This is a genomic window from Solirubrobacter phytolaccae, from assembly GCF_027587195.1.
Classification (GTDB): domain Bacteria; phylum Actinomycetota; class Thermoleophilia; order Solirubrobacterales; family Solirubrobacteraceae; genus Solirubrobacter; species Solirubrobacter phytolaccae.
Map to the genome: position 1 here is coordinate 1 of NZ_JAPDDP010000031.1, position 18,177 is coordinate 18,177.

Below are 18,177 nucleotides of genomic sequence, written 5' to 3' on the forward strand. Positions count from 1 at the left end.
GACGTCGATCGGCTCGGCCGTGGTCAGCGCGCTGGTGGTGTGGTCGATGACCTCGTCCGCGCCGCCACCGTTAGCCGCCGCCGACGAGCCGCTGCCGCCGGCCGGCCCCGTGCCGCGCGTCGCCGCGCCGCCCGTGGTCGCCGCCGAGCCGTTGCTCGCGCCGTTGCCGTTCGCCTCGTTCCGCCCGTTCGCGCGGGCGTATGTCGTGGTGCCACCACCGGTCGTCACTGCCGTGGCCGCGTCGAGCAGGTGCTCGGCGCGGTCCGCGCGGGCTTCGGCGTCCGCGGCGCGGGCCTCGGCGTCGACCGCCGCGCGGCGGGCCTCGCGACCCTCCGCCACGGCCGCCGCCGCCTGGTCGTACGCCGCACGGATGCGGGCGTTCGCGTCGGCTGCGGCGTTCTCGGCCTGCTCCGTTGCCTGCTCACCGGCCGAGCGCACGCGGTCGCGCGCCACACGGGCGCGACGCTCGCGGTCGCCGGCACGACGGGCGCGGGTACGCGCGTCGTCGAGCAGCTCTTCGGCCTTCGAAGCACGGCGCTCGGCCGCCGACACGGCACGCTCCAACGCGGCCACCTGGCGCTCCAGAGCGAGCTCGCGCCCCTCGGCCTCGACCAGCGCGTCGTTGACGGCGCGGGGCACGGCCTGGGGTGCGCGCTGCTCAACCGCCGGGCGAGCCGAACGGGCCGGACGGCGGCGTGGGCCGGAGCGGTGAGGCTCCAGGCCGGCGGCACGCACGGCGGCGTCGAACGACCCGTCGAACGGGCGCTTCGCGGCGTTGGTGGACGGCCAGATTCCGTCGCGGTACCGGTCGGCGCGCCATTCCTGCGCGCGCCAGCGGGCCAGCGACGGGTTCCAGTCGGCCGAGCACGGCGGTTCGCCGTAGAGCTCGTTCCACTCGGTGATCTTCTCGATGATGGTCTCGCGGGTCCAGCGCGTCACTCGACGCCCGCCCGCGGAATTCGCGGACGGGGGCATGTGCGCTCCGTTCCGCTAGTAGCCGGGCGGCAGGTCGATATTGAGCAGAGCCGCCTCGACACGCATGCCGGCCGCGCTCGCCCACGTCGACGTACCCGTGGACACGGGCCGCTGGAAGGCGTGGGTGTAGGCGGTGCAACGCATCGGTACGAAGCAAAGTACCGCTCCCGGACCGATCCGTCCAGCCTGCACGGCCAAAAAGGTTCGAACCCTGCCACCCTCATCGCCATGCCGGAAGCCGAGCCCACGCAGCTCGCTCCTGGGGTCCACCGCCTCGGGAACGAGTACGTCAACTGCTACCTGCTCGAAGAGGGCAACGAGCTCACCCTCGTCGACGGGGGCTTCCCCGCGTTCCGGCACCAGCTGGAGGACTACCTGCAGTCACGCGGACGCAGGACCAGCGACATCACCGCCGTGATCTTGACGCACGCGCACAGCGACCACGTCGGGATGGTCGAGGGCGTTCGCCGTGACGCGCCCGCCACCGTGCACGTGCACGCCGACGACGCGGAGATGGCCAAGACGGGCAAGTCGCACCCCCGCGAAGGCTCGATCCTGCCCTACCTGCGCTACCCCGCGCTCTACAAGCTCTTCCTGGTCGCGGGCAAGAGCGGCGGCGCCCGCACGCCCGACATCGAAGCCGTGACCACCTTTGACGGCGAAATCGACCTCGACGTCCCCGGCCGCCCGCGCGTGATCCCCACGCCCGGCCACTCCCCCGGCCACGTCGCCTTCCACCTGCCCGAGCACGGCGTGCTGATCGCCGGCGACGCGCTGTGCACGTACAACCCGCTGACCGGCAAGCGCGGCCCGCAGCTGATGCCGAAGGCGTTCGCCGCCGACGCGCGCCAGGCCACGGCCAGCCTCGAGGCGCTCGAGCGCATCGACGCCACGCTCACGCTGTTCGGCCACGGCGAGCCGTGGACGGACTCTCCGAAGGTCGCGGTCGAGCAGGCCCGTGAGCGAGGCCTCACTTGACCCGCCTATCCTGGACACCCGGCGCGAGGTCGCGCCCGCGCACGTGAGCACGGACACGCCCACCTCAGAGCCCGCCCTCATGGCGGTCCCGGACCCGGCCGAACCCGCAGCCCCACAGGGCCGCGGCCGCCGGAACCTGCTTCCGATCCTCGGCATCCTCGTCTCGGTCCTGTCGCTCGCCGGGGTCGTCTGGTGGGCGACCAAGCAGGAGGCCCCGACCTTCCCGAGCACGCCCGGCCAGATCACGGCGCTGATCGGGGCGATCGCCCTCTACGCGCTCGCCACGGTCGTCAGAGCCGAACGCTGGGAGCGCCTGATGAAGGACGAAGGCGCGACACCCAAGCGCTCGGACATGTACATGCTCACCGTGATCGGCTACATGGGCAACAACGTCCTGCCGGCGCGCGCCGGCGACGCGATCCGCGTCTTCCTCGCCGCGCCGCGCGCGAACACGTCCAAGCGCACCGTCGTCGGGACGCTGGTCGCCGAGCGCCTGCTCGACGTCGCGGTCCTGCTCGTCCTGTTCGTCGCGGTCGGCTACGGCCTGCTCGGCGAGGTCGGCGGGAACTCGGTCGAGCTGATCGCGATCATCGCCGTCGCCGCGATCGCCGCCGCCGCGGTCGGCTGGCGCTTCATCCGCCGCAACGAGCGGGTGCACGGCCTGCTCGCCCCGCTCGCGTCGGCCACGCTCGGCCTCCGTCGCGGCCGTCACGGCCTGGAGCTGCTGGCCTTGACGATCCTGATCTGGGCGATCGAGACGGGCGTGTGGATGTCCACCGGCGCCGCCGTCGGCTTCAACATGGACCCGATCGAAGGCATGTACATGGTCGCGCTCGCCAGCGTGTTCTCCATGATCCCGAGCGGGCCGGGGTACGCCGGAACGCAGGACGCCGCCGTCGCCACCGGCGTCAAGGCGCTGGGCGGGACGGGCGGCACCGCCGTCTCCTACATGCTGATGTTGCGCTTCGTGATCGTCGTCCCGATCACGATCCTGGGTCTGATCTTGCTGGTCGCCCGCTACGGCGGGATCAAGAACCTGCGCGCCGCGCGCGCCGAGGCCCGGAGCTAACCAGACGATGACCGACATCGCCGCCGATCGCCCGTTCACCACCACGGCCGAGGACCCGCCCGCGCGGACGCGCCGTCGCAGCGTGAAGCAGTGGTTCGCGGACCAGGACAAGCGCGAGCTCAGCGTCTGGGCCGTGATCCTCGTCCTCGGCCTGATCGTGCGCTTCATCGCCCTCGGCGAGCGCGCGTTCCACCACGACGAGAGCCAGGACGCGTACTTCTCGTACCTGTTCCGCCAGACCGGCGACTACGAGTACAACCCGCTCCTGCACGGCCCGTTCCGGTTCTACCTGACGGCGCTGATGTACGTCGTGTTCGGCGACACGGACTTCACCGCCCGCCTCGCCCCCGCCCTGATGGGCGCGGCGATGATCCCGATGTGCTGGGGCCTGCGCAACCAGCTCGGCCGCGTCGCCGCGGCCGTCGCCGCCGTCTTCCTCGCCTTCGGCCCGAGCTTCCTGTACTTCAGCCGCTTCGCCCGCGAGGACATCTACTTCGCGTCGCTCACGCTTGCGCTGATCGTTGTGATCTGGCGCGGGATCGACCATCCGCGGCGGTACCACCCGGCGCTGATCGGCATCCTGCTCGCGCTGCTGTTCGCGACCAAGGAGTCCACGTTCATCACGCTCTTCGCGATGGGCACGTTCTTCATCTTCGCCTTCGTGATCCCGGAGTGGCGGCGTGCGCTCATCCGCGCGCTCACCATCCCGGGCTGGGACGGCTGGGGCTGGTTCGTGGCGGCGTTCGCGATCGTCTACACGCTCACGTTCACGACCTTCCTGACCCACCCGAGTGGGATCAGCGGCATCTACGACGGCCTGGACTACTGGCTCGGCCAGCACGGCGTCAAGCGCGGCAACGAGCCGTTCGAGTTCTACACGTGGATCCTGACCACGATCGAGTGGCCGATGCTGATCCTCGGCGCGATCGGGGCGGTGCCGCTGTGGAAGCGCAACTCGATGTTCGCCGCGTTCCTGGTCTGGTACTTCGTCGTCAGCTTCGGCGTCTACTCGTGGGCGGGCGAGAAGTTCGCGTGGCTCGTGCTGCACCCGCTGCTGCCGGTGATCCTGCTCGCCGGCGTCGGCCTGCAGGCGATCTGGCAGGCGCGTGGTGCCTGGCGCGTGGTCGGCGGCGCGGTCGCCGCCGTCGCGATCGTGTACGTGGCGCTCAGCTCGTGGTGGGTCAACCACGACCGTGGCGCCGACCCGCGCGAGTTCCTCGTCTCCACGCAGTCCTCCGAGCAGGTCAAGCAGGTCGCCGACCAGGTGCACGCGCTCGCCGAGAGCCGCGGGCCGGGCGCCCCGCCGCTGACCGTGACGGTGGACTCCGCCGAGGGCGCGACGTTCCCGTACGCGTGGTACTTCCGCCACCTGCAGGCCGGCTACATCGACTACCAGCAGGCCAACGCCCAGCCCCCGACCGCCGACGTGCTCGTGCTCACCGACGCGAGCAAGGCGCGGATGGAGCAGGCGGGCCAGCTCGCCACGTACAACGGCCGCCAGTTCGACTTCCGCGTCTGGTGGGTCCGTGAGCGCGACAAGTACCTGAGCGTCGGCAACTACTTCCGCTACGTCACCGAGCGCAAGACGTGGAACGAGACGGGCGGGATGAAGGAGTGGCTCTACATCAAGCGGTGATCCGCCAGACGGTCGTGCCGTCGGCGGAGAACACGCGCTCGCCGAGCTGGTCCCACTTCGGCGTGCCCGCGTCGCCGTAGGTGGTCTGCTCGATCGGTCCGACCACGACGTAGTCGACCCCGTAGCGGCCCAGCAACTCCCGGGCCTGCGCGGGGTCGGCGGTCTGGTAGAGCGTCTGGACGTCGGTCTTGCGTGGACCGGGGTCGTGCTGCCACTGCACCTCGTGGCCCTCCCAGCCCATCACGGTCTGGCGGCCGCTGAAGGTGGAGATGCGGGCGTGGCCGAACGCGCTGTAGTCGTCGCCGACCGCCTCGAGCACGACCGCGTCGCCGTCCGTGTTGTCGCGGATCCACGCGATCGCGGCCGGGTCACCCGGGGAGTTGGCCTTCAGCCAGCGCAGGCCGTCGAGCGTCGGGCCGTTCGCGTAGCCGCCGGTGCGCGCGTAGCCGCCCGCGTACGGGTAGACGAGCCCGAGCACGAGGAGCACGGCCATCGCGCTGGCCCACACCGGCCAGGTCCAGCGCGGGAGCCACGCCGCCGCCCACGGCAGCGCCACGCCGGCCGCGAGGCCGAGCACGAGGTACGCCTGATAGCCCGACTTGAAGACGGTGTTCATGCGCTCGAGCGCGCTGTTGTCGAACGCGTCGCGCAGGTACAGCAGCTCGGGGATCACCAGCAGCGCCATGCCGCCCGCCACGAGCAGCCACAGAAAGCGCGCGGGCTGCGAGAGGCCGCGGTCCAGCGCCGCGAAGACGCCGACCAGCATCCCGACGGCGACGAGTGCCGCACCCGTCAGGTGCTCCCCCGCGAGCAGGACGCCGAAGAGCAGCGCCGCGGCGAGCCCCCAGCCCACCCAGCGCCACGTGTGGCGGGCATCGATCAGCCGGCGCAGGAACAGGCCGAAGAGCGGCCACAGCAGGATCCCGTAGATCAGCGCCATGTCCCCGAGCCAGTGCTTGAAGTCGCGGCGGGTCTCGACGACGCCGATGATGCCGTCGCGCGACTCGGGCTTGAAGTCGAGCACGAACGGGAGGATCAGCGCGATGCTCGCCACGAGCACGATGCCGAGCCAGACGACCGCGTACGCCGTCCGCCCCTTGGCCTCCGGCGTCCGCAGCCAGATCACCACGGACGCGGCCAGCAGCCCCGCGGCGACCGGGTACGACCACGAGTTGATCGCGTACAGCATCCCGATCGCGAGCGCGGCCGCCAGCGCCTCGCTGACCGAGCGCCAGAGCGCGTCCCCACGCGGGCCGGCGAGCGCGATCTGCATCGCGAAGGCGATCGCGAGGACCGTGAACGGCAGCGCGATCACGTGCGCGTGCAGGTCGCCGAGGATGAACGAGAACGACGGGAACTCGTTGATCGTGTCGGGGATCACGCGCGAGGGGTCGAACCACGCGAAGTCCTTCGGCGGGTCCTCGGCGCGAATCCAGGCGCGGACGCCCGCGAGGTTGCCGAGGATCGCCACCAGCGCGGCGGCGACGAGGCCCGCGAGCACCGGTCCACCACGCGGCGCGCGGTCGCCCAGGGCGGCGCGCGCGGCGGCCCAGAGCGTGCCGGAGAACGTGTAGACGGCGGTCGCCGTCAGCGCCAGCACGAGGCCCCAGGCGAGCAGGTAGCCCGCGTCCGGCCGCAGCCCGAGCAGCTGCAGCGGCCACGCGAGGACGACGTGCCCGAGGTAGTAGTAGTTGAGCGTCTCGCCGCTCATCCACGGGTCGTGCGGCGGGAAGCTGTCGCTCGCGTTGATCGCGGTGATGAACGCCATGTCCATCGGCTTCTCGGTGTTCCAGACGTCGGGCGCGAAGCCCGCGAAGACGGCGCCGAGCGCGAAGGTGGCGGCGAAGACGAGCTCCGCGCCCCAGAACAGCCGCCGGCGCACCGGGTCCTCGGGCAGCGCGAGCCGGCGTAGGCGCTTTGAGCGCGACTCGGGGTCCAGCGAGCGCAGCCGCAGGCCGACGAGCACGCTGGTGATGCCGAACAGGACGAGCACGCCGACGATCAGCGGCGTGCCGTAGGGCGCGATGCCCAGGGCGCCCGCGATCCAGATCAGCCACGTGACCAGCAGCAGCCCGAGGATCTTGGAGAAGCCGAGCCCGGCGCCCGGGAGGCGGCCGAGGACGAGCGCGGTCAGCGGTGTGGCCGCAAGGCCCACCACTTCAACGACGGCGAAGAGCCCGAGTGCGTCCAGCATCGCGGTCGCGGAGGGTACCGTCCTCAGGCATGGCGCTCTATGACGCGATTGCCGAACTGCCGCTGAAAGTCGACTCCTACTCCCTGGAGCGGCTGGCCCGGATGGTCTCCTCCGGGTTCGAGCGGGTCTCCACCGTCTACGCGCTGGAGGGCGGCGGCGAGACCGGCAAGGGCGAGGACGTGACCTACGAGGCGCCGGCCCAGGAGGCGCAGCTCGCGGCCGGCCCGGTGCTCGAGCTGGCGGGCGAGTGGACCTTCGACTCGTTCTCCGAGCACCTCGGTGGGTTGGACACGTTCCCGGGCTACACGCCCGAGCAGCCCGTCTACCGCTCCTACCGGCGCTGGGGCCTGGAGTCCGCGGCGCTGGACCTCGCGCTGCGCCAGGCGGGGAAGTCGCTGCACGAGGTGCTGGGCCGCGAGGTGCAGCCGGTGACGTTCGTCGTGTCGAGCCGTATGGGCGAGCCGCCGACGCTCGACCCGGTCACGCGCCGGCTCGCGCGCTACCCGGACATCCGCTTCAAGCTCGACGGCACGCCGGACTGGAGCGACGAGCTGATCGAGGGCCTGGTCAAGACCGGCGCCGTCGACTCGATCGACTTCAAGGGCGCCTACAAGGGCACGGTCGTCGACGTGGACACCGACCCGGCCTTCTACCGCAAGATCGCCGAGACGTTCCCGGACGCGTGGCTCGAGGACCCCGACCTCGACGACGAGGCCGCGCTGAAGGCGCTCGCCCCGTTCCAGGACCGGATCACGTGGGACGCGCCGATCCACTCCGTCGAGGACATCCTGGCCCGCAAGGTGATCCCCCGAACGGTGAATCTGAAGCCGTCGCGGTTCGGCAGCGTCAAGGCCCTGTTCGAGGCCTACGAGTTCTGCGAGCAGCGCGGGATGGGCGCGTACGGCGGCGGCCAGTACGAGCTCGGCGTGGGTCGCGGGCACGTGCAGCTGCTCGCCGCGATCTTCCACCCGCACGCGCCGAACGACATCGCGCCGGGCGGCTACGACGACCTCGATCCCGAGCCGGGGCTCCCGCACTCGCCGCTGGACGTCGATCCGGCGCCCGTGGGATTCCGGAGGAACAGTGATGACGCGCCAGCGGCATGAGAGTCAATCCGCGAAGCGATTGACCGTAGACTGAGAGACCCATGCCGCCCAAGCCCCGCCAGGTCCGCATCGAATCCAAATCGGCGATGAACGCCATGCAGCAGTTGGAGCAGCGCTCCGACGAGGAGCTGCAGAAGGAAACGCGCTTCAAGGCCGCCGCGCAGGCCATCCTCGGCACCCGCGCGGCCGAGCGGATGGACGCGGAGCAGGCCCGCGTGCACTTCCGGGCCGCGATCGCCGCCGCCCGCCCCCAGGAGCGCCTGCAGCTGCGGCGCATGGCCGAGGCGTCGCTCGCGCTCGCCGAGCGCCGCCCGGGTGATCTGAAGGCCGCGACGGAGAAGCTCGGCGGCACGCCGCCGACCAACCGTCAGCTGCTGATGCTGCGGGTCATGGGCATCATCGCGCCGCCCAAGAGCGCCGGTCTGCCGCGCCGAATCGGCGGCATCGTGCTCGTGCTGCTGTTCATCATCGGCGTGATCGCGCTCGGCACGGGCATCGTCACGCTGATCTCGCTGCCGTTCGGCGGCGGTCTCGGCAGCGCGCGGTGGTTCTACGGCTTCCTGCTCGTGCTCGTGGTCCTCGGCGTGCTGGCCGTCCTCGGCCGGCGCCGGCAGCGGACCGCGCGGGCCAAGGTGGCCGAGCAGCGCGCGTCCATGTACGGCGGCAAGCGGTAGCTCACAGATCGGGCAGCACGGCCGTTACACCGGTTGTGCTGCCACCGTTCTGGACCCTCGTCGAAGCTCACGGCGACGAGCTGCTCGTGCACGCTCGTCGCCTCGCCGGCGACTCCGCCGAGGATGTGCTGCAGGACGCGCTCCTGCGCGCGCTGCGGGCGTATCCGAAGCTGCGCCACGCCGACCACCTGCGCGCGTGGCTGTACCGCGTCACCACCACGACCGCGATCGACCACCATCGCCGCACGCGGCGTGAGGTGCTCGTCGACGAGCCGCCCGTGGTGGCCGCCTATGACACGCACGGCGACGACTTCGAGGGCCTGATCGCGCCCCTGAACGAGACGGCGCAGGCCGCGCTGCGGCTGCGCTTCGTCGACGACCTCGACTACGACGGGATCGCGGAGCGGCTCGACTGCTCCGTCGAGGCCGCGCGCCAGCGCGTCTCGTCCGCCGTCCGCACTCTCCGGGAGAGCTACGCATGAGCCCGCTACCTGAATCCCTGCTGGAGTCCGTCGCGGCCGCCGCCGTCCGCGAAGGCCTCGCCGACGCGCTCTACACGCGGCTGAACACCCCGATCGGCCGGCTGCTGGTCGTGTCGGGGCCGAACGGCCTCATCCGGATCGCGTTCGAGACCGAGGCCGAGGACGTGGCGCTGCGTGAGGTCGCGGCGGCGCTGGGCCCGCGCCTGATCGGGTCGGACGCGGAGATGCGCGCGCCGCGTGAAGCGCTCAGCGACTACTTCGACGGGGCGCCGCTCGACCTGCCGGTGGACCTGCGGCTCGCCGCCGCGCCGTTCCGGCGGGCCGTGCTGGAGGAGCTGCGGGAGGTGCCGCGCGGCGCGACCGTGTCCTACGGCGAGCTGGCCGCGCGCGCCGGCAACCCGAAGGCGGCGCGGGCGGTCGGAACCGCCTGCGCGCGCAACCCCGTGCCGATCGTCGTGCCGTGCCACCGCGTGCTGCCGGGCACGGGGCGGCTCGGCAGCTACCGGGGTGGCCCTGAGCGCAAGGCCACCCTGCTGGAGCTCGAGGGCGTCGCGTCCCGGTGATCCGCGAAGCGATCACCCAGGCGCAAGCGGCCGCGGATGGCGCCGACGAAGTCGGCTGCCCCGCTCGGCCGCCTACTTCTCCTCGACGGTGACCGACTTGATGATCACCTGGGCGGCGGGCATGCCCGTGTTCGGGTCCGCCTGGATGCCGCCGATCTTCTCGACGACGTCCATGCCCTCGGTGACCTTGCCCGCGACTGCGTAGTCGGGCGTCAGCTGCGCGGCACCGTTCTCGCTGGTGACGATGAAGAACTGCGAGCCGGAGGTGCCGGCGGGCTCGTCGCCGGTCTTGGCCATGGCGAGGTCGCCGGGGGCGTACTTGTAGTCGCTCGGCGGGGCTTCCTCGACCGAGTAGCCCGCGCCGCCCGTGCCCTGGCCGAGCGGGTCTCCGCCCTGGATCACGAAGTCGGCGACGATGCGGTGGAACGTCAGGCCGTCGTAGAACTTCTGGTCCGCCAGGTACTTGAACGAGCCCGCGGTGATCGGGTTGTCCTTGGCGTCGAGCGTGATCTGGATGTCGCCGCACGTGGTCGACATCGTCGCCACGTAGGTCTTCGACTCGTCGAGCTTCTCGGTCGGGGCCTTCAGCGTCCCGTCCTCCTTGGGCGCGGGCGCCTCGACGTTCTCGCAGCCCTCGGGCAGGAACTCGTTGGCGGCGGCCGGCGTGGTGGCGGCCTCTTCGGTGGCGGTGGGCTCCGGCGTGGCCTCGGACTCCGAGCTGGAGTCGTCGCCGCAGGCGGCGAACACGAGGGCGACGAGAGCGGCGGTGAGGAGTGCAAGGAGTCGGGACACGGCGGGCAAGGATAATGCGGTTCTTGCCTCTTTCCGCCGCGGTTCGTCCGTACGACCACTTCCTCCTCGACCTCGACGGGACCCTCTGGGTCGGCGACGAGGCTCTCCCGGGCGCCGTCGACGCCGTTGCTGCCCTGCGTGAAGCGGGAAAGACGGTCCTGTTCCTCACCAACGACGTCCGTCACCCGCCCGAGGGGTTCGTCCGCAAGCTCTGGCGGCTGGGCTTCCAGGCGTCGCTGCCGGAGATCCTTAGCGTCGGCGCCGCCGTGCAGTTCGCGCTGGCCGAGCGCGTGACCGGCGGCACGGCCTACGTGATCGGCTCCCAGGCGCTCGTCGACCACGTCGCCGAGGCCGGCCTGCGGATCGTCAACGGCACGCAGTTCGCGACCCGTGCCGACGTCGTGGTCGTCGGCGGCCACGACGACTTCGTGTTCGAGGAGCTCAAGGTCGCCACCCAGGCCGTGCTGCGCGGCGCGGACCTGATCGGCGCCACCCGTGACGCGACGTTCCCGATGCCGGACGGCCCGTGGCCAGGGACCGGTGCGATCCTCGCGGCGGTCGAGGCCGCGGTCGGCCGCAAGGCGTCGACGATCATCGGCAAGCCCGAGCTGACGATGTACCAGGCGGCCCGCGACCGGCTCGGCGAGGGCCGCACCGTCGGCATCGGCGACAAGCTCGACTACGACATCGCCGGCGCGCGCCGCGCGGGCCTGGACCAGGCGCTCGTCCTCACGGGCGGCACGTCCCGCGAGGAGGCGGAGGCCGCGAACCCCCGCCCCACGCACATCGCCGACTCGCTCGCCGCGCTCGTCCTACAGGAGGGCTGAGCCGCTCGCGGCACCCGCCGGCGCGATCGCGTCGATCCGGGCCAGCGTCGTTGCGTCGAGGGTGACGTCGGCGGCGCGCAGGTTCTCGTCCAGGTGCGACGGGGTGCGGGTGCTCGGGATCGGGACGAGGTCCTCGCGCTGGTGGAGGAGCCAGGCGAGGGCGAGCTGGGCGGGCGTGATCTGAAGCTCCTCGGCCAGGCCGCGCAGGGGCGCGAAGCGGTCGCGGTTGGCGTCGAGGTTCTCGCGGGAGAAGCGCGGGTGGTTGGCGCGGAAGTCCTGCTCGACGTTCGCGACGCGGCCGGCGAAGAAGCCCGCGCCGAGCGGCGACCAGGGCACGAAGCCGATCCCCAGTTCGGCCAAGACGGGCAGCAGCTCGCGCTCGGGGTCGCGGGTCCAGAGCGAGTACTCGGACTGGACGGCGGCCAGCGGATGGACCTGATGGGCGGCGAGCACCTGCTCGGCTCCGGCGTTGCAGAGCCCGAGGTCGCGGGCCTTGCCCTCCCCCACGAGCTCGGCCATCGCGCCGACGGTCTCCTCCACCGGGACGTCCGGGTCCGGGAAGTGCAGGTACCAGAGGTCCACGTGGTCGGTCCCGAGCCGCCTCAGGCTCGCCTCCAGCGCCGCGCGGGCGCGCTCGGGGCGGGCGTCGACGCGGATCTCCTGCGCGTGGTGGTGGGTGAGCGCGCGGCCGCCCTGGAAGACGATGCCCCACTTGGTCGCGAGCTGGACCTCCTCGCGGCGGCCGGCGAGCGCGCGGCCGACGAGCCGCTCGTTGTCACCCGCGCCGTAGGCGTCGGCGGTGTCGATGAAGGTGGCGCCGGCGTCGACCGCGTGCCGGAGCGTCGTGAGCGCCTGCTCGTCGGAGGCGTCGCCGTACATGCCGGGCACGAGGGCCATCGCCCCGTAGCCGATGTCCGACGTGGTCAGGGTGCCGAGGGTGCGCATGCTCCGATCGTCCCCGGCGCGGGGCGGCGGCTCCACAGGACTCACCGCCGCGTGGTATCGGTTTTCCCGATGGCCGAGATCCGCCAGCTCCGGTACTTCCTCGCGGTCGTCGAGCACGGCAGTGTGTCGCGGGCCGCGGTCGAGCTGCACCTGAGCCAGTCGGCGCTGAGCGAGGCGCTGCGCAAGCTGGAGGTCGAGCTCGGCGTCGAGCTGCTCACCCGCGGCGGCCGCGGGGTGACGCCGACCGCGGCCGGCGACGCGTTGATCACGGCGGGCGAGGAGGCCGTCCGGTCCTTCGACGCCGCCCTGGCCGCGGCGCGCGGGCAGACCGGGCGGCTGCGCGTGGGCTTCGAGGCCGCGGGTGCCGGGCGGCTTTCCACTCAGGCCCGGGCACGACTGATCGCCCGCTTCCCGCACGTGCGCGTCGAGCCGCGCCGGTACGACTGGGGCGGCGAGGTCGCCGGGCTGCGCGACGGCGAGTGCGACGTCGCCTTCGTCTGGCTCCCCGCGGACCTCACGGGCCTGCAGTCGGAGATCGTCGCGACCGAGCCGCGCTACGCGGCCCTCGCGTACGAGCACCCGCTGTCCGGGCGCGACGGGATCGAGATCGACGAGCTCAACGCCGAGCCGATCATGTGGACGCGCCGCGCGCCCCGTTACTGGGTCGACTGGTGGGCCGTGAACCCGCGCCCGGACGGCTCCGAGCCGCGCTGGGGCCCGGAGAACGAGAACGTGGAGGAGATGCTCGAGCAGGTCGCGGACGGCTCCGCGTACTGCATCGTGCCCGCCTCGATGACCGAGTTCTACGCGCGCCCGGACCTCGTCTGGGTGCCGATCGTCGATATCGACCCGCTGCGCATCGCGCTCGCCTGGCGCGAGCGCGATGCCAACCCGCTGGTCGCCGCGTTCGCGGCGATCGTGCGCGAGCTCAGTTGAAGTAGCGCACCGTTCCGTCGCTGCCGTTGAAGGCGGCGAGTGGGCTGGTGCCGCCCGTGGCGCTGAGCGTGAGCCCGGCGGGCTTCGGCGTGGTGGACACGACGATGGCGACGCCGCCGCCACCGCCGCCCGCGCCGCTGCTGCCGGCCGCGCCGCCGTTCGCGCTGATCGTCGCGTTGCCATTCACGACGATCTCCCGCGCCACGACGACAACCACGCCGCCGCCACCACCGCCGGCCCCCGTCGTGGTGGTGGTGTTCCCGCGCCCGCCCGCGCCGCCGTTGAACACGGCGCCGTCGAGGGTGCGGCCCGTGATCGCCGCGGTCGCGCTGTTGATGATCTGCGGCCCGCCGACCTCGTCCGCCGGCCGAGCGACGGTGCCACCGCCGCCGCAGTTGCCCAGACCGCCGGCGCCGCCGAGCGCGTTCTGGAACGCGCTGCCTGCGTTGCAGGCGACGGGCGAGCCGCCGAAACCCTGCGAGCCGGCCCCGAGCGTCCGTGCGGGAAGGGCGCCGCCCGGGAAGTTCGCGTTGCCGGGGTTGCCGTTGCGGTGGATGCGCGAGCCCTGGTTGAGCACGAGCGTGCCCGAGACGAAGATCCGGTAGCCGTTCGCGTTGATCTGGACGCCCTGGCCGACGGTCAGGTCCTCGTAGTACATGTCGCGCGGGAGCGAGCCGTTGGCGGGCACGAGCTCGTCGCCGTCGGCGCCCGTGCCGAAGAAGCCGGCAAGCCCGATCCCGTTGGCGCCGGCCGCGCCCGTGGCCCCCGTCGCGCCGTCCTTGCCGGCCGCGCCGGTGTCGCCCTTGGCGCCGGCCGCGCCCGTGTCGCCCTTGAGGCCCTGCGGCCCCTGCGCGCCGGTGTCCCCCTTCGGGCCGGCCGAGCCCGTGGCGCCCTTCGCGCCGACCTCGCCGGTGTCGCCCTTCACGCCCTGCGGCCCGGCCGCGCCCGTGTCGCCCTTGGCCGCCGCGGCGCCGTCCCTGCCCGCCGGCCCGCGCTCGCCCTGCGGTCCGGCGGGGCCGGTCGCGCCCGCCGGGCCGGGCTCGGTGCGCACGGTGCCCCGCACGGACGGGATCTCCCCCGTCGCGAAGTCGCCGCGCTTGAGCGACCCGTCCTTGACCTTCGCGGACGTCACCACGTTGTTGCGGAGCTGGGCGGTGCCGACGCTGTTGCGTGGCAGCGACGCCGCGTACGCCCCGCCGCCGAGGGCGACGAACAACGCGATCATCGAGATGACGTGAGCGGACGAGAGCCTCCTGAGCATTCTGCGACGCTAGATCGAAGTGTGTGTGTCCGTCCTCCCCAGTCGTCTAGCCTCCCGGGCCGTGATCGACGGGCCTGTCTGCTTGATCGTCAACCCGCACGCCGGTGGTGGGCGCGCGCTGCGCCTCCTTCCCGCCGTCGAGGCTGCGCTGCGCAGCCAGGGACGGCCGTTCCGGGTCGTGGAGACGATGTCGATGCAACACGCCCGCGAGCTCGCGCGTGAGGCCTGTGACAGCGGCGACATCGTGGCGGCGATGGGCGGCGACGGGATCGTCGGCGCGGTCGCGGGCGAGGTCCGCCACGGGGACGGCCTGCTGGTCGTGCTGCCGGGCGGACGCGGCAACGACTTCGCCCGCAAGCTCGGCATCCCGTTCGACCCGGTCGAGGCGTCGAAGCTGCTGATCAGCGGCGTCGAGCGACGGGTCGACCTGGCCGAGGCCAACGGCACCGTCTACCTGGGCATCCTCAGCGCGGGGATCGACTCCGAGGTCAACCGGGTCGCGCTGGAGACGCGCCTGAAGCTCGGCACGTTCGTCTACACCTACGGGGTGCTGCGCGCGATCGCCCGCTGGAAGCCCGCGACCTGGACCGTCAGCGTCGACGGCGAGCCGCTCGACTTCCCTGGGTATTCGGTGGCGGTCGCGAACTCCGGCGTGTTCGGCGGCGGGATGTACCTGGCGCCCGACGCGTCGCTCGAGGACGGCAAGCTGGACGTCGTGCTGATCGCCCAGCAGTCCAAGCTCCGCTACCTGCGAGGCCTCCCGCGCGTGTTCAACGGCAGCCACCTCAAGGACCCCGCGATCACGCTCACGCAGGGCAGCGAGATCACCTTCTCCGCCGACCGCCCGTTCACCGCCTACGCCGACGGCGACCCGATCGGCGACCTCCCGCTGACGGTGCGCGCGCTGCCCGGTGCCCTGCGGGTGGTGGCGCCGCAGTGATCCGGCTCGCCGCAGGGGTGGCCGCCGCGAAGGCGGTCGGCACGCTCGCGCGTACCGCGGGCCGTGGCGGCGGGACGAGCCTGCCCGGCAAGGTGCTCACGCGCGTCGAGCCCGACGCCATCAAGCGGCTCGCCGCCCGGCTGGAGCGCGGCAACGTCGTCATCTCCGCCACCAACGGCAAGACGACCACCGCCGCGATGGTCGCGTCGATCCTCCAGCGCACGGGCGCGGAACTCGTCCACAACCGGGCCGGGGCGAACATGGCGGGCGGGATCGCCTCCGCGCTCGCCGACGCCTCCCGCGGCGGCGGCCGGCGCCTGACCGGCAACTTCGGCCTGTTCGAGGTCGACGAGTTCTGGCTCGGTCAGGTCTCCGACCAGCTGGAGCCGCGCGCGACGCTGCTCGGCAACCTCTTCCGCGACCAGCTGGACCGCTTCGGCGAGCTGGAGATCATCGCCGACCGCTGGGCGACGATCGTCAGAAACCGCGCCGGGCTCGTGCTCAACGCCGACGACCCGCTCGTCGCCGACCTCGGCCGGCACGCGCCCGAGCCGGTCTACTTCGGCGTCGACGACGACCGCCTCGCGCTCCCCGAGCTCCAGCACGCGAGCGACTCCAAGCACTGCCGCCGCTGCGGGCACGCGTACACCTACAGCGCCGTCTACCTCGCCCACCTCGGCCACTACAAGTGCCCGAACTGCGGCCAGGAGCGCCCGGAGCCCACCGTCGTCGGCACGAACGTGCAGCTCAACGGCATCCGCAACGCGGCCTTCGACCTCAACGGCCACCGCGTCGAGCTGCCGCTCCCGGGCCTCTACAACGTCTACAACGCGCTCGGGGCCGCCGCGCTCACGCTCTCGCTGGGCGTGGAGCTCGAAGACGTGATCGCGGGCCTGGAGGCCGTCGCCCCCGCCTTCGGCCGCGCCGAGACGCTGGACCTCGGCCGCCCCACCTCCCTGCTGCTCGTCAAGAACCCGGCCGGCGCGAACGAGGTCCTCAGGACGCTCGCGCTCGAGGGCCAGCAGCTGGACCTGCTCGGCGTGCTCAACGACCGCATCGCCGACGGGCGCGACGTCAGCTGGGTCTGGGACGCCGACTGGGAGCTGCTGGTCGGCAGCGTCCGCCACTTCACGGCGTCCGGCTCCCGCGCGGCCGAGCTGGCGCTGCGGATGAAGTACGCGGGCCTGGCCGGAGACCGGATCACGATCGTCGACGACGTCGAGCAGGGCCTCGACGCCGCGCTCAAGGACGGCGAGGGACCGCTGTACGTCGTTCCCACCTACACGGCGCTGCTCGAGCTGCGCGAGATCCTCACGCGCCGCGGCCAGGCGGAGGCGTACTGGCGATGAGCACCCCGGAGCACGCCGTCTGGCACGACGTCGAGTGCGGCCGCTACCTGGCCGACATGGCGCTGTGGGAGGAGCTGGCGAGCGAGGCCGAGCGCACGCTCGACATCGGCGCGGGAACGGGCCGCGTGACGCTCCGGCTCGTTGCGGCCGGCCACGACGTGACCGCGCTCGACATCGACGCCGGGTTGCTCGCCGAGCTGCAGCGCCGGGCGAAGACGCCGGTCGCGACCATCACCGCGGACGCGTCCGACTTCACCACCGACGGCCAGTTCGACCTGATCGCCGTCCCGATGCAGACCGTCCAGCTGCTCACGGACCGCGACGGCTTCTTCGCGTCCGTCCGCCGCGCGCTCGCCCCCGGCGGACGCCTCGCGATCGCCATCGCCACCGAGCTCGAGCCCTACGACGGCTCGCCGCCGCTGCCCGCGCCGGACATCGGCCACGACGACGGCTGGACCTACATCTCCCAGCCCGTCGCGATCCGCGTCGACGAGGAGCGCGCGTCGATCGAGCGCGTGCGCCAGCGCGTCAGTCCCGAGCAGGAGCGGATCACGACCGAGGACCTGATCGAGCTGCACGTCGTCACCCCGGGCGAGCTCGCCGAAGAGGCCGCCGAGCACGGCCTGGAGGCCGAGGAGCTGCGCCACATCCCCGAGACGCTCGAGCACGTCGCCAGTCAGGTGGTGCTGTTCCGTGGCTGACGTGTTGCGCGTCTGCGCGCTCTATCCCGACCTGATGAACATCTACGCCGACCGCGGCAACCTGCAGCTGCTGCGCAAGCGCTGCGAGTGGCGCGGGCTCGGCTTCGAGCTGAGCGGCGTCGGCCTCGACGACCCGCTCGATCCCGACGCGCACGACCTGTTTTACGTGGGCGGCGGTCAGGACCGCGACCAGGCCCTGTGCGCCGAGGACATGGCGACGAACAAGCGCGACGCGCTGCACAAGGCGGCCGACGACGGCAAGGTCATCTTCGCCGTGTGCGGCGGCTACCAGCTGCTCGGCCACAGCTACGACCTCGACGGCACCAAGCTCCCGGGCGTCGGCCTGGTCGACCTGGAGACCGTGCGCGAGGAAGGCCCGCGCCTGATCGGCAACGTCGCGATCGAGGTGACGCTGGACGACACGCCCCAGGTGCTCGCCGGCTTCGAGAACCACGGCGGCCGGACCCGTCTGGGAGCGGACACGCGCCCGCTCGGCCGCGTCCTGAAGGGCCACGGCAACGACGGCCGCAGCGGCTTCGAGGGCGCTCGCGGCGGCGCGCGCGGCACCGTCGTGGGCACCTACCTGCACGGCCCGCTGCTGCCCAAGAACGCGTGGTTCGCGGACTGGCTGACGGCAACGGCCCTGCACCGGACGGTAAGTGAGCTCGGAGTACTCGACGATCGCCTGGAGGACGCCGCGCACGCCGCGGCCCGGCGTGCCGCCGGTATCTGACCGGGTAGAGTCCCGC

18 protein-coding genes and 1 pseudogene are annotated in these 18,177 nt (G+C 72.5%); 13 read left to right on the forward strand and 6 right to left on the reverse strand.

What is annotated here, in order from left to right:
• Positions 1-939: pseudogene (locus OJ997_RS17535) on the reverse strand (hypothetical protein); the annotation flags it as partial.
• Positions 940-990: 51 nt separating this feature from the next.
• Positions 991-1,119, reverse strand: a complete 129-nt coding sequence (locus OJ997_RS17540) for a hypothetical protein (RefSeq protein ID WP_270026480.1) — start codon at positions 1,117-1,119, stop codon at positions 991-993.
• An 84-nt stretch (positions 1,120-1,203) separates the two neighbouring features.
• Here OJ997_RS17540 and OJ997_RS17545 point away from each other — a divergent pair, with 84 nt between their 5' ends.
• From OJ997_RS17545 to OJ997_RS17555, 3 genes are all read left to right on the forward strand, one after another.
• A complete protein-coding gene (locus tag OJ997_RS17545; RefSeq protein ID WP_270026481.1) occupies positions 1,204-1,953 on the forward strand; it encodes an MBL fold metallo-hydrolase in 750 nt (249 codons plus the stop codon).
• A 79-nt stretch (positions 1,954-2,032) separates the two neighbouring features.
• Complete coding sequence (locus OJ997_RS17550) at positions 2,033-3,022, forward strand: lysylphosphatidylglycerol synthase transmembrane domain-containing protein (RefSeq protein WP_270026482.1); 990 nt, start codon at positions 2,033-2,035, stop codon at positions 3,020-3,022.
• Positions 3,023-3,029: 7 nt separating this feature from the next.
• Positions 3,030-4,658 (forward strand): flippase activity-associated protein Agl23, encoded by a 1,629-nt coding sequence (locus OJ997_RS17555; RefSeq protein WP_270026483.1) that lies wholly within the window; start codon positions 3,030-3,032, stop codon positions 4,656-4,658.
• Here OJ997_RS17555 and OJ997_RS17560 read toward each other — a convergent pair.
• Entirely contained in the window at positions 4,648-6,852 is a 2,205-nt protein-coding gene (locus OJ997_RS17560) for a DUF2298 domain-containing protein (protein WP_270026484.1), read from the reverse strand. The genes OJ997_RS17555 and OJ997_RS17560 overlap by 11 nt on opposite strands.
• A gap of 29 nt (positions 6,853-6,881) precedes the next feature.
• On the opposite strand from OJ997_RS17560, the gene OJ997_RS17565 reads away from it, so the two are divergent.
• Genes OJ997_RS17565 through OJ997_RS17580 form a run of 4 tightly spaced genes read left to right on the forward strand, consistent with a single transcriptional unit; the run spans position 6,882 to position 9,677 of the window.
• Positions 6,882-7,958 carry an enolase-like domain-containing protein gene (locus tag OJ997_RS17565; RefSeq protein WP_270026485.1) on the forward strand — a complete coding sequence of 359 codons (1,077 nt, stop codon included), beginning with the start codon at positions 6,882-6,884 and terminating at the stop codon, positions 7,956-7,958.
• A 41-nt stretch (positions 7,959-7,999) separates the two neighbouring features.
• Positions 8,000-8,632 (forward strand): hypothetical protein, encoded by a 633-nt coding sequence (locus OJ997_RS17570; protein ID WP_270026486.1) that lies wholly within the window; start codon positions 8,000-8,002, stop codon positions 8,630-8,632.
• A gap of 35 nt (positions 8,633-8,667) precedes the next feature.
• Entirely contained in the window at positions 8,668-9,114 is a 447-nt protein-coding gene (locus tag OJ997_RS17575) for an RNA polymerase sigma factor (RefSeq protein ID WP_270026487.1), read from the forward strand.
• Positions 9,111-9,677, forward strand: a complete 567-nt coding sequence (locus OJ997_RS17580; RefSeq protein WP_270026488.1) for a methylated-DNA--[protein]-cysteine S-methyltransferase — start codon at positions 9,111-9,113, stop codon at positions 9,675-9,677. The genes OJ997_RS17575 and OJ997_RS17580 overlap by 4 nt, the downstream gene beginning before the upstream one ends.
• 72 nt (positions 9,678-9,749) lie before the next feature.
• On the opposite strand, the gene OJ997_RS37645 is transcribed toward OJ997_RS17580, so the two are convergent.
• Entirely contained in the window at positions 9,750-10,469 is a 720-nt protein-coding gene (locus tag OJ997_RS37645; RefSeq protein ID WP_270026489.1) for a peptidylprolyl isomerase, read from the reverse strand.
• A gap of 23 nt (positions 10,470-10,492) precedes the next feature.
• Here OJ997_RS37645 and OJ997_RS17590 point away from each other — a divergent pair, with 23 nt between their 5' ends.
• On the forward strand, positions 10,493-11,296 hold the full coding sequence (locus OJ997_RS17590; protein ID WP_270026490.1) for an HAD-IIA family hydrolase: 804 nt from the start codon (positions 10,493-10,495) through the stop codon (positions 11,294-11,296).
• Here OJ997_RS17590 and OJ997_RS17595 read toward each other — a convergent pair.
• The gene (locus OJ997_RS17595) at positions 11,282-12,241 is read right to left on the reverse strand and encodes an aldo/keto reductase (RefSeq protein WP_270026491.1); all 960 of its coding nucleotides are present in this window, start codon (positions 12,239-12,241) and stop codon (positions 11,282-11,284) included. The genes OJ997_RS17590 and OJ997_RS17595 overlap by 15 nt on opposite strands.
• A gap of 69 nt (positions 12,242-12,310) precedes the next feature.
• Between OJ997_RS17595 and OJ997_RS17600 the strand changes: the two genes are divergently transcribed.
• Complete coding sequence (locus OJ997_RS17600; protein ID WP_270026492.1) at positions 12,311-13,177, forward strand: LysR family transcriptional regulator; 867 nt, start codon at positions 12,311-12,313, stop codon at positions 13,175-13,177.
• Here the strand turns inward: OJ997_RS17600 and OJ997_RS17605 are convergent.
• Complete coding sequence (locus OJ997_RS17605; RefSeq protein WP_270026493.1) at positions 13,170-14,438, reverse strand: collagen-like domain-containing protein; 1,269 nt, start codon at positions 14,436-14,438, stop codon at positions 13,170-13,172. The two genes, OJ997_RS17600 and OJ997_RS17605, sit on opposite strands and share 8 nt — an antisense overlap.
• 61 nt (positions 14,439-14,499) lie before the next feature.
• Between OJ997_RS17605 and OJ997_RS17610 the strand changes: the two genes are divergently transcribed.
• Genes OJ997_RS17610 through OJ997_RS17625 form a run of 4 tightly spaced genes read left to right on the forward strand, consistent with a single transcriptional unit; the run spans position 14,500 to position 18,161 of the window.
• On the forward strand, positions 14,500-15,378 hold the full coding sequence (locus tag OJ997_RS17610) for a diacylglycerol/lipid kinase family protein (protein WP_270026494.1): 879 nt from the start codon (positions 14,500-14,502) through the stop codon (positions 15,376-15,378).
• A complete protein-coding gene (locus OJ997_RS17615; RefSeq protein ID WP_270026495.1) occupies positions 15,375-16,727 on the forward strand; it encodes a Mur ligase family protein in 1,353 nt (450 codons plus the stop codon). Before OJ997_RS17610 ends, OJ997_RS17615 begins: the two co-directional genes overlap by 4 nt.
• Complete coding sequence (locus OJ997_RS17620; RefSeq protein WP_270026496.1) at positions 16,724-17,428, forward strand: class I SAM-dependent methyltransferase; 705 nt, start codon at positions 16,724-16,726, stop codon at positions 17,426-17,428. The genes OJ997_RS17615 and OJ997_RS17620 overlap by 4 nt, the downstream gene beginning before the upstream one ends.
• Positions 17,421-18,161 carry a type 1 glutamine amidotransferase gene (locus tag OJ997_RS17625; protein WP_270026497.1) on the forward strand — a complete coding sequence of 247 codons (741 nt, stop codon included), beginning with the start codon at positions 17,421-17,423 and terminating at the stop codon, positions 18,159-18,161. The genes OJ997_RS17620 and OJ997_RS17625 overlap by 8 nt, the downstream gene beginning before the upstream one ends.
• The last annotated feature ends 16 nt before the right edge of the window (positions 18,162-18,177 follow it).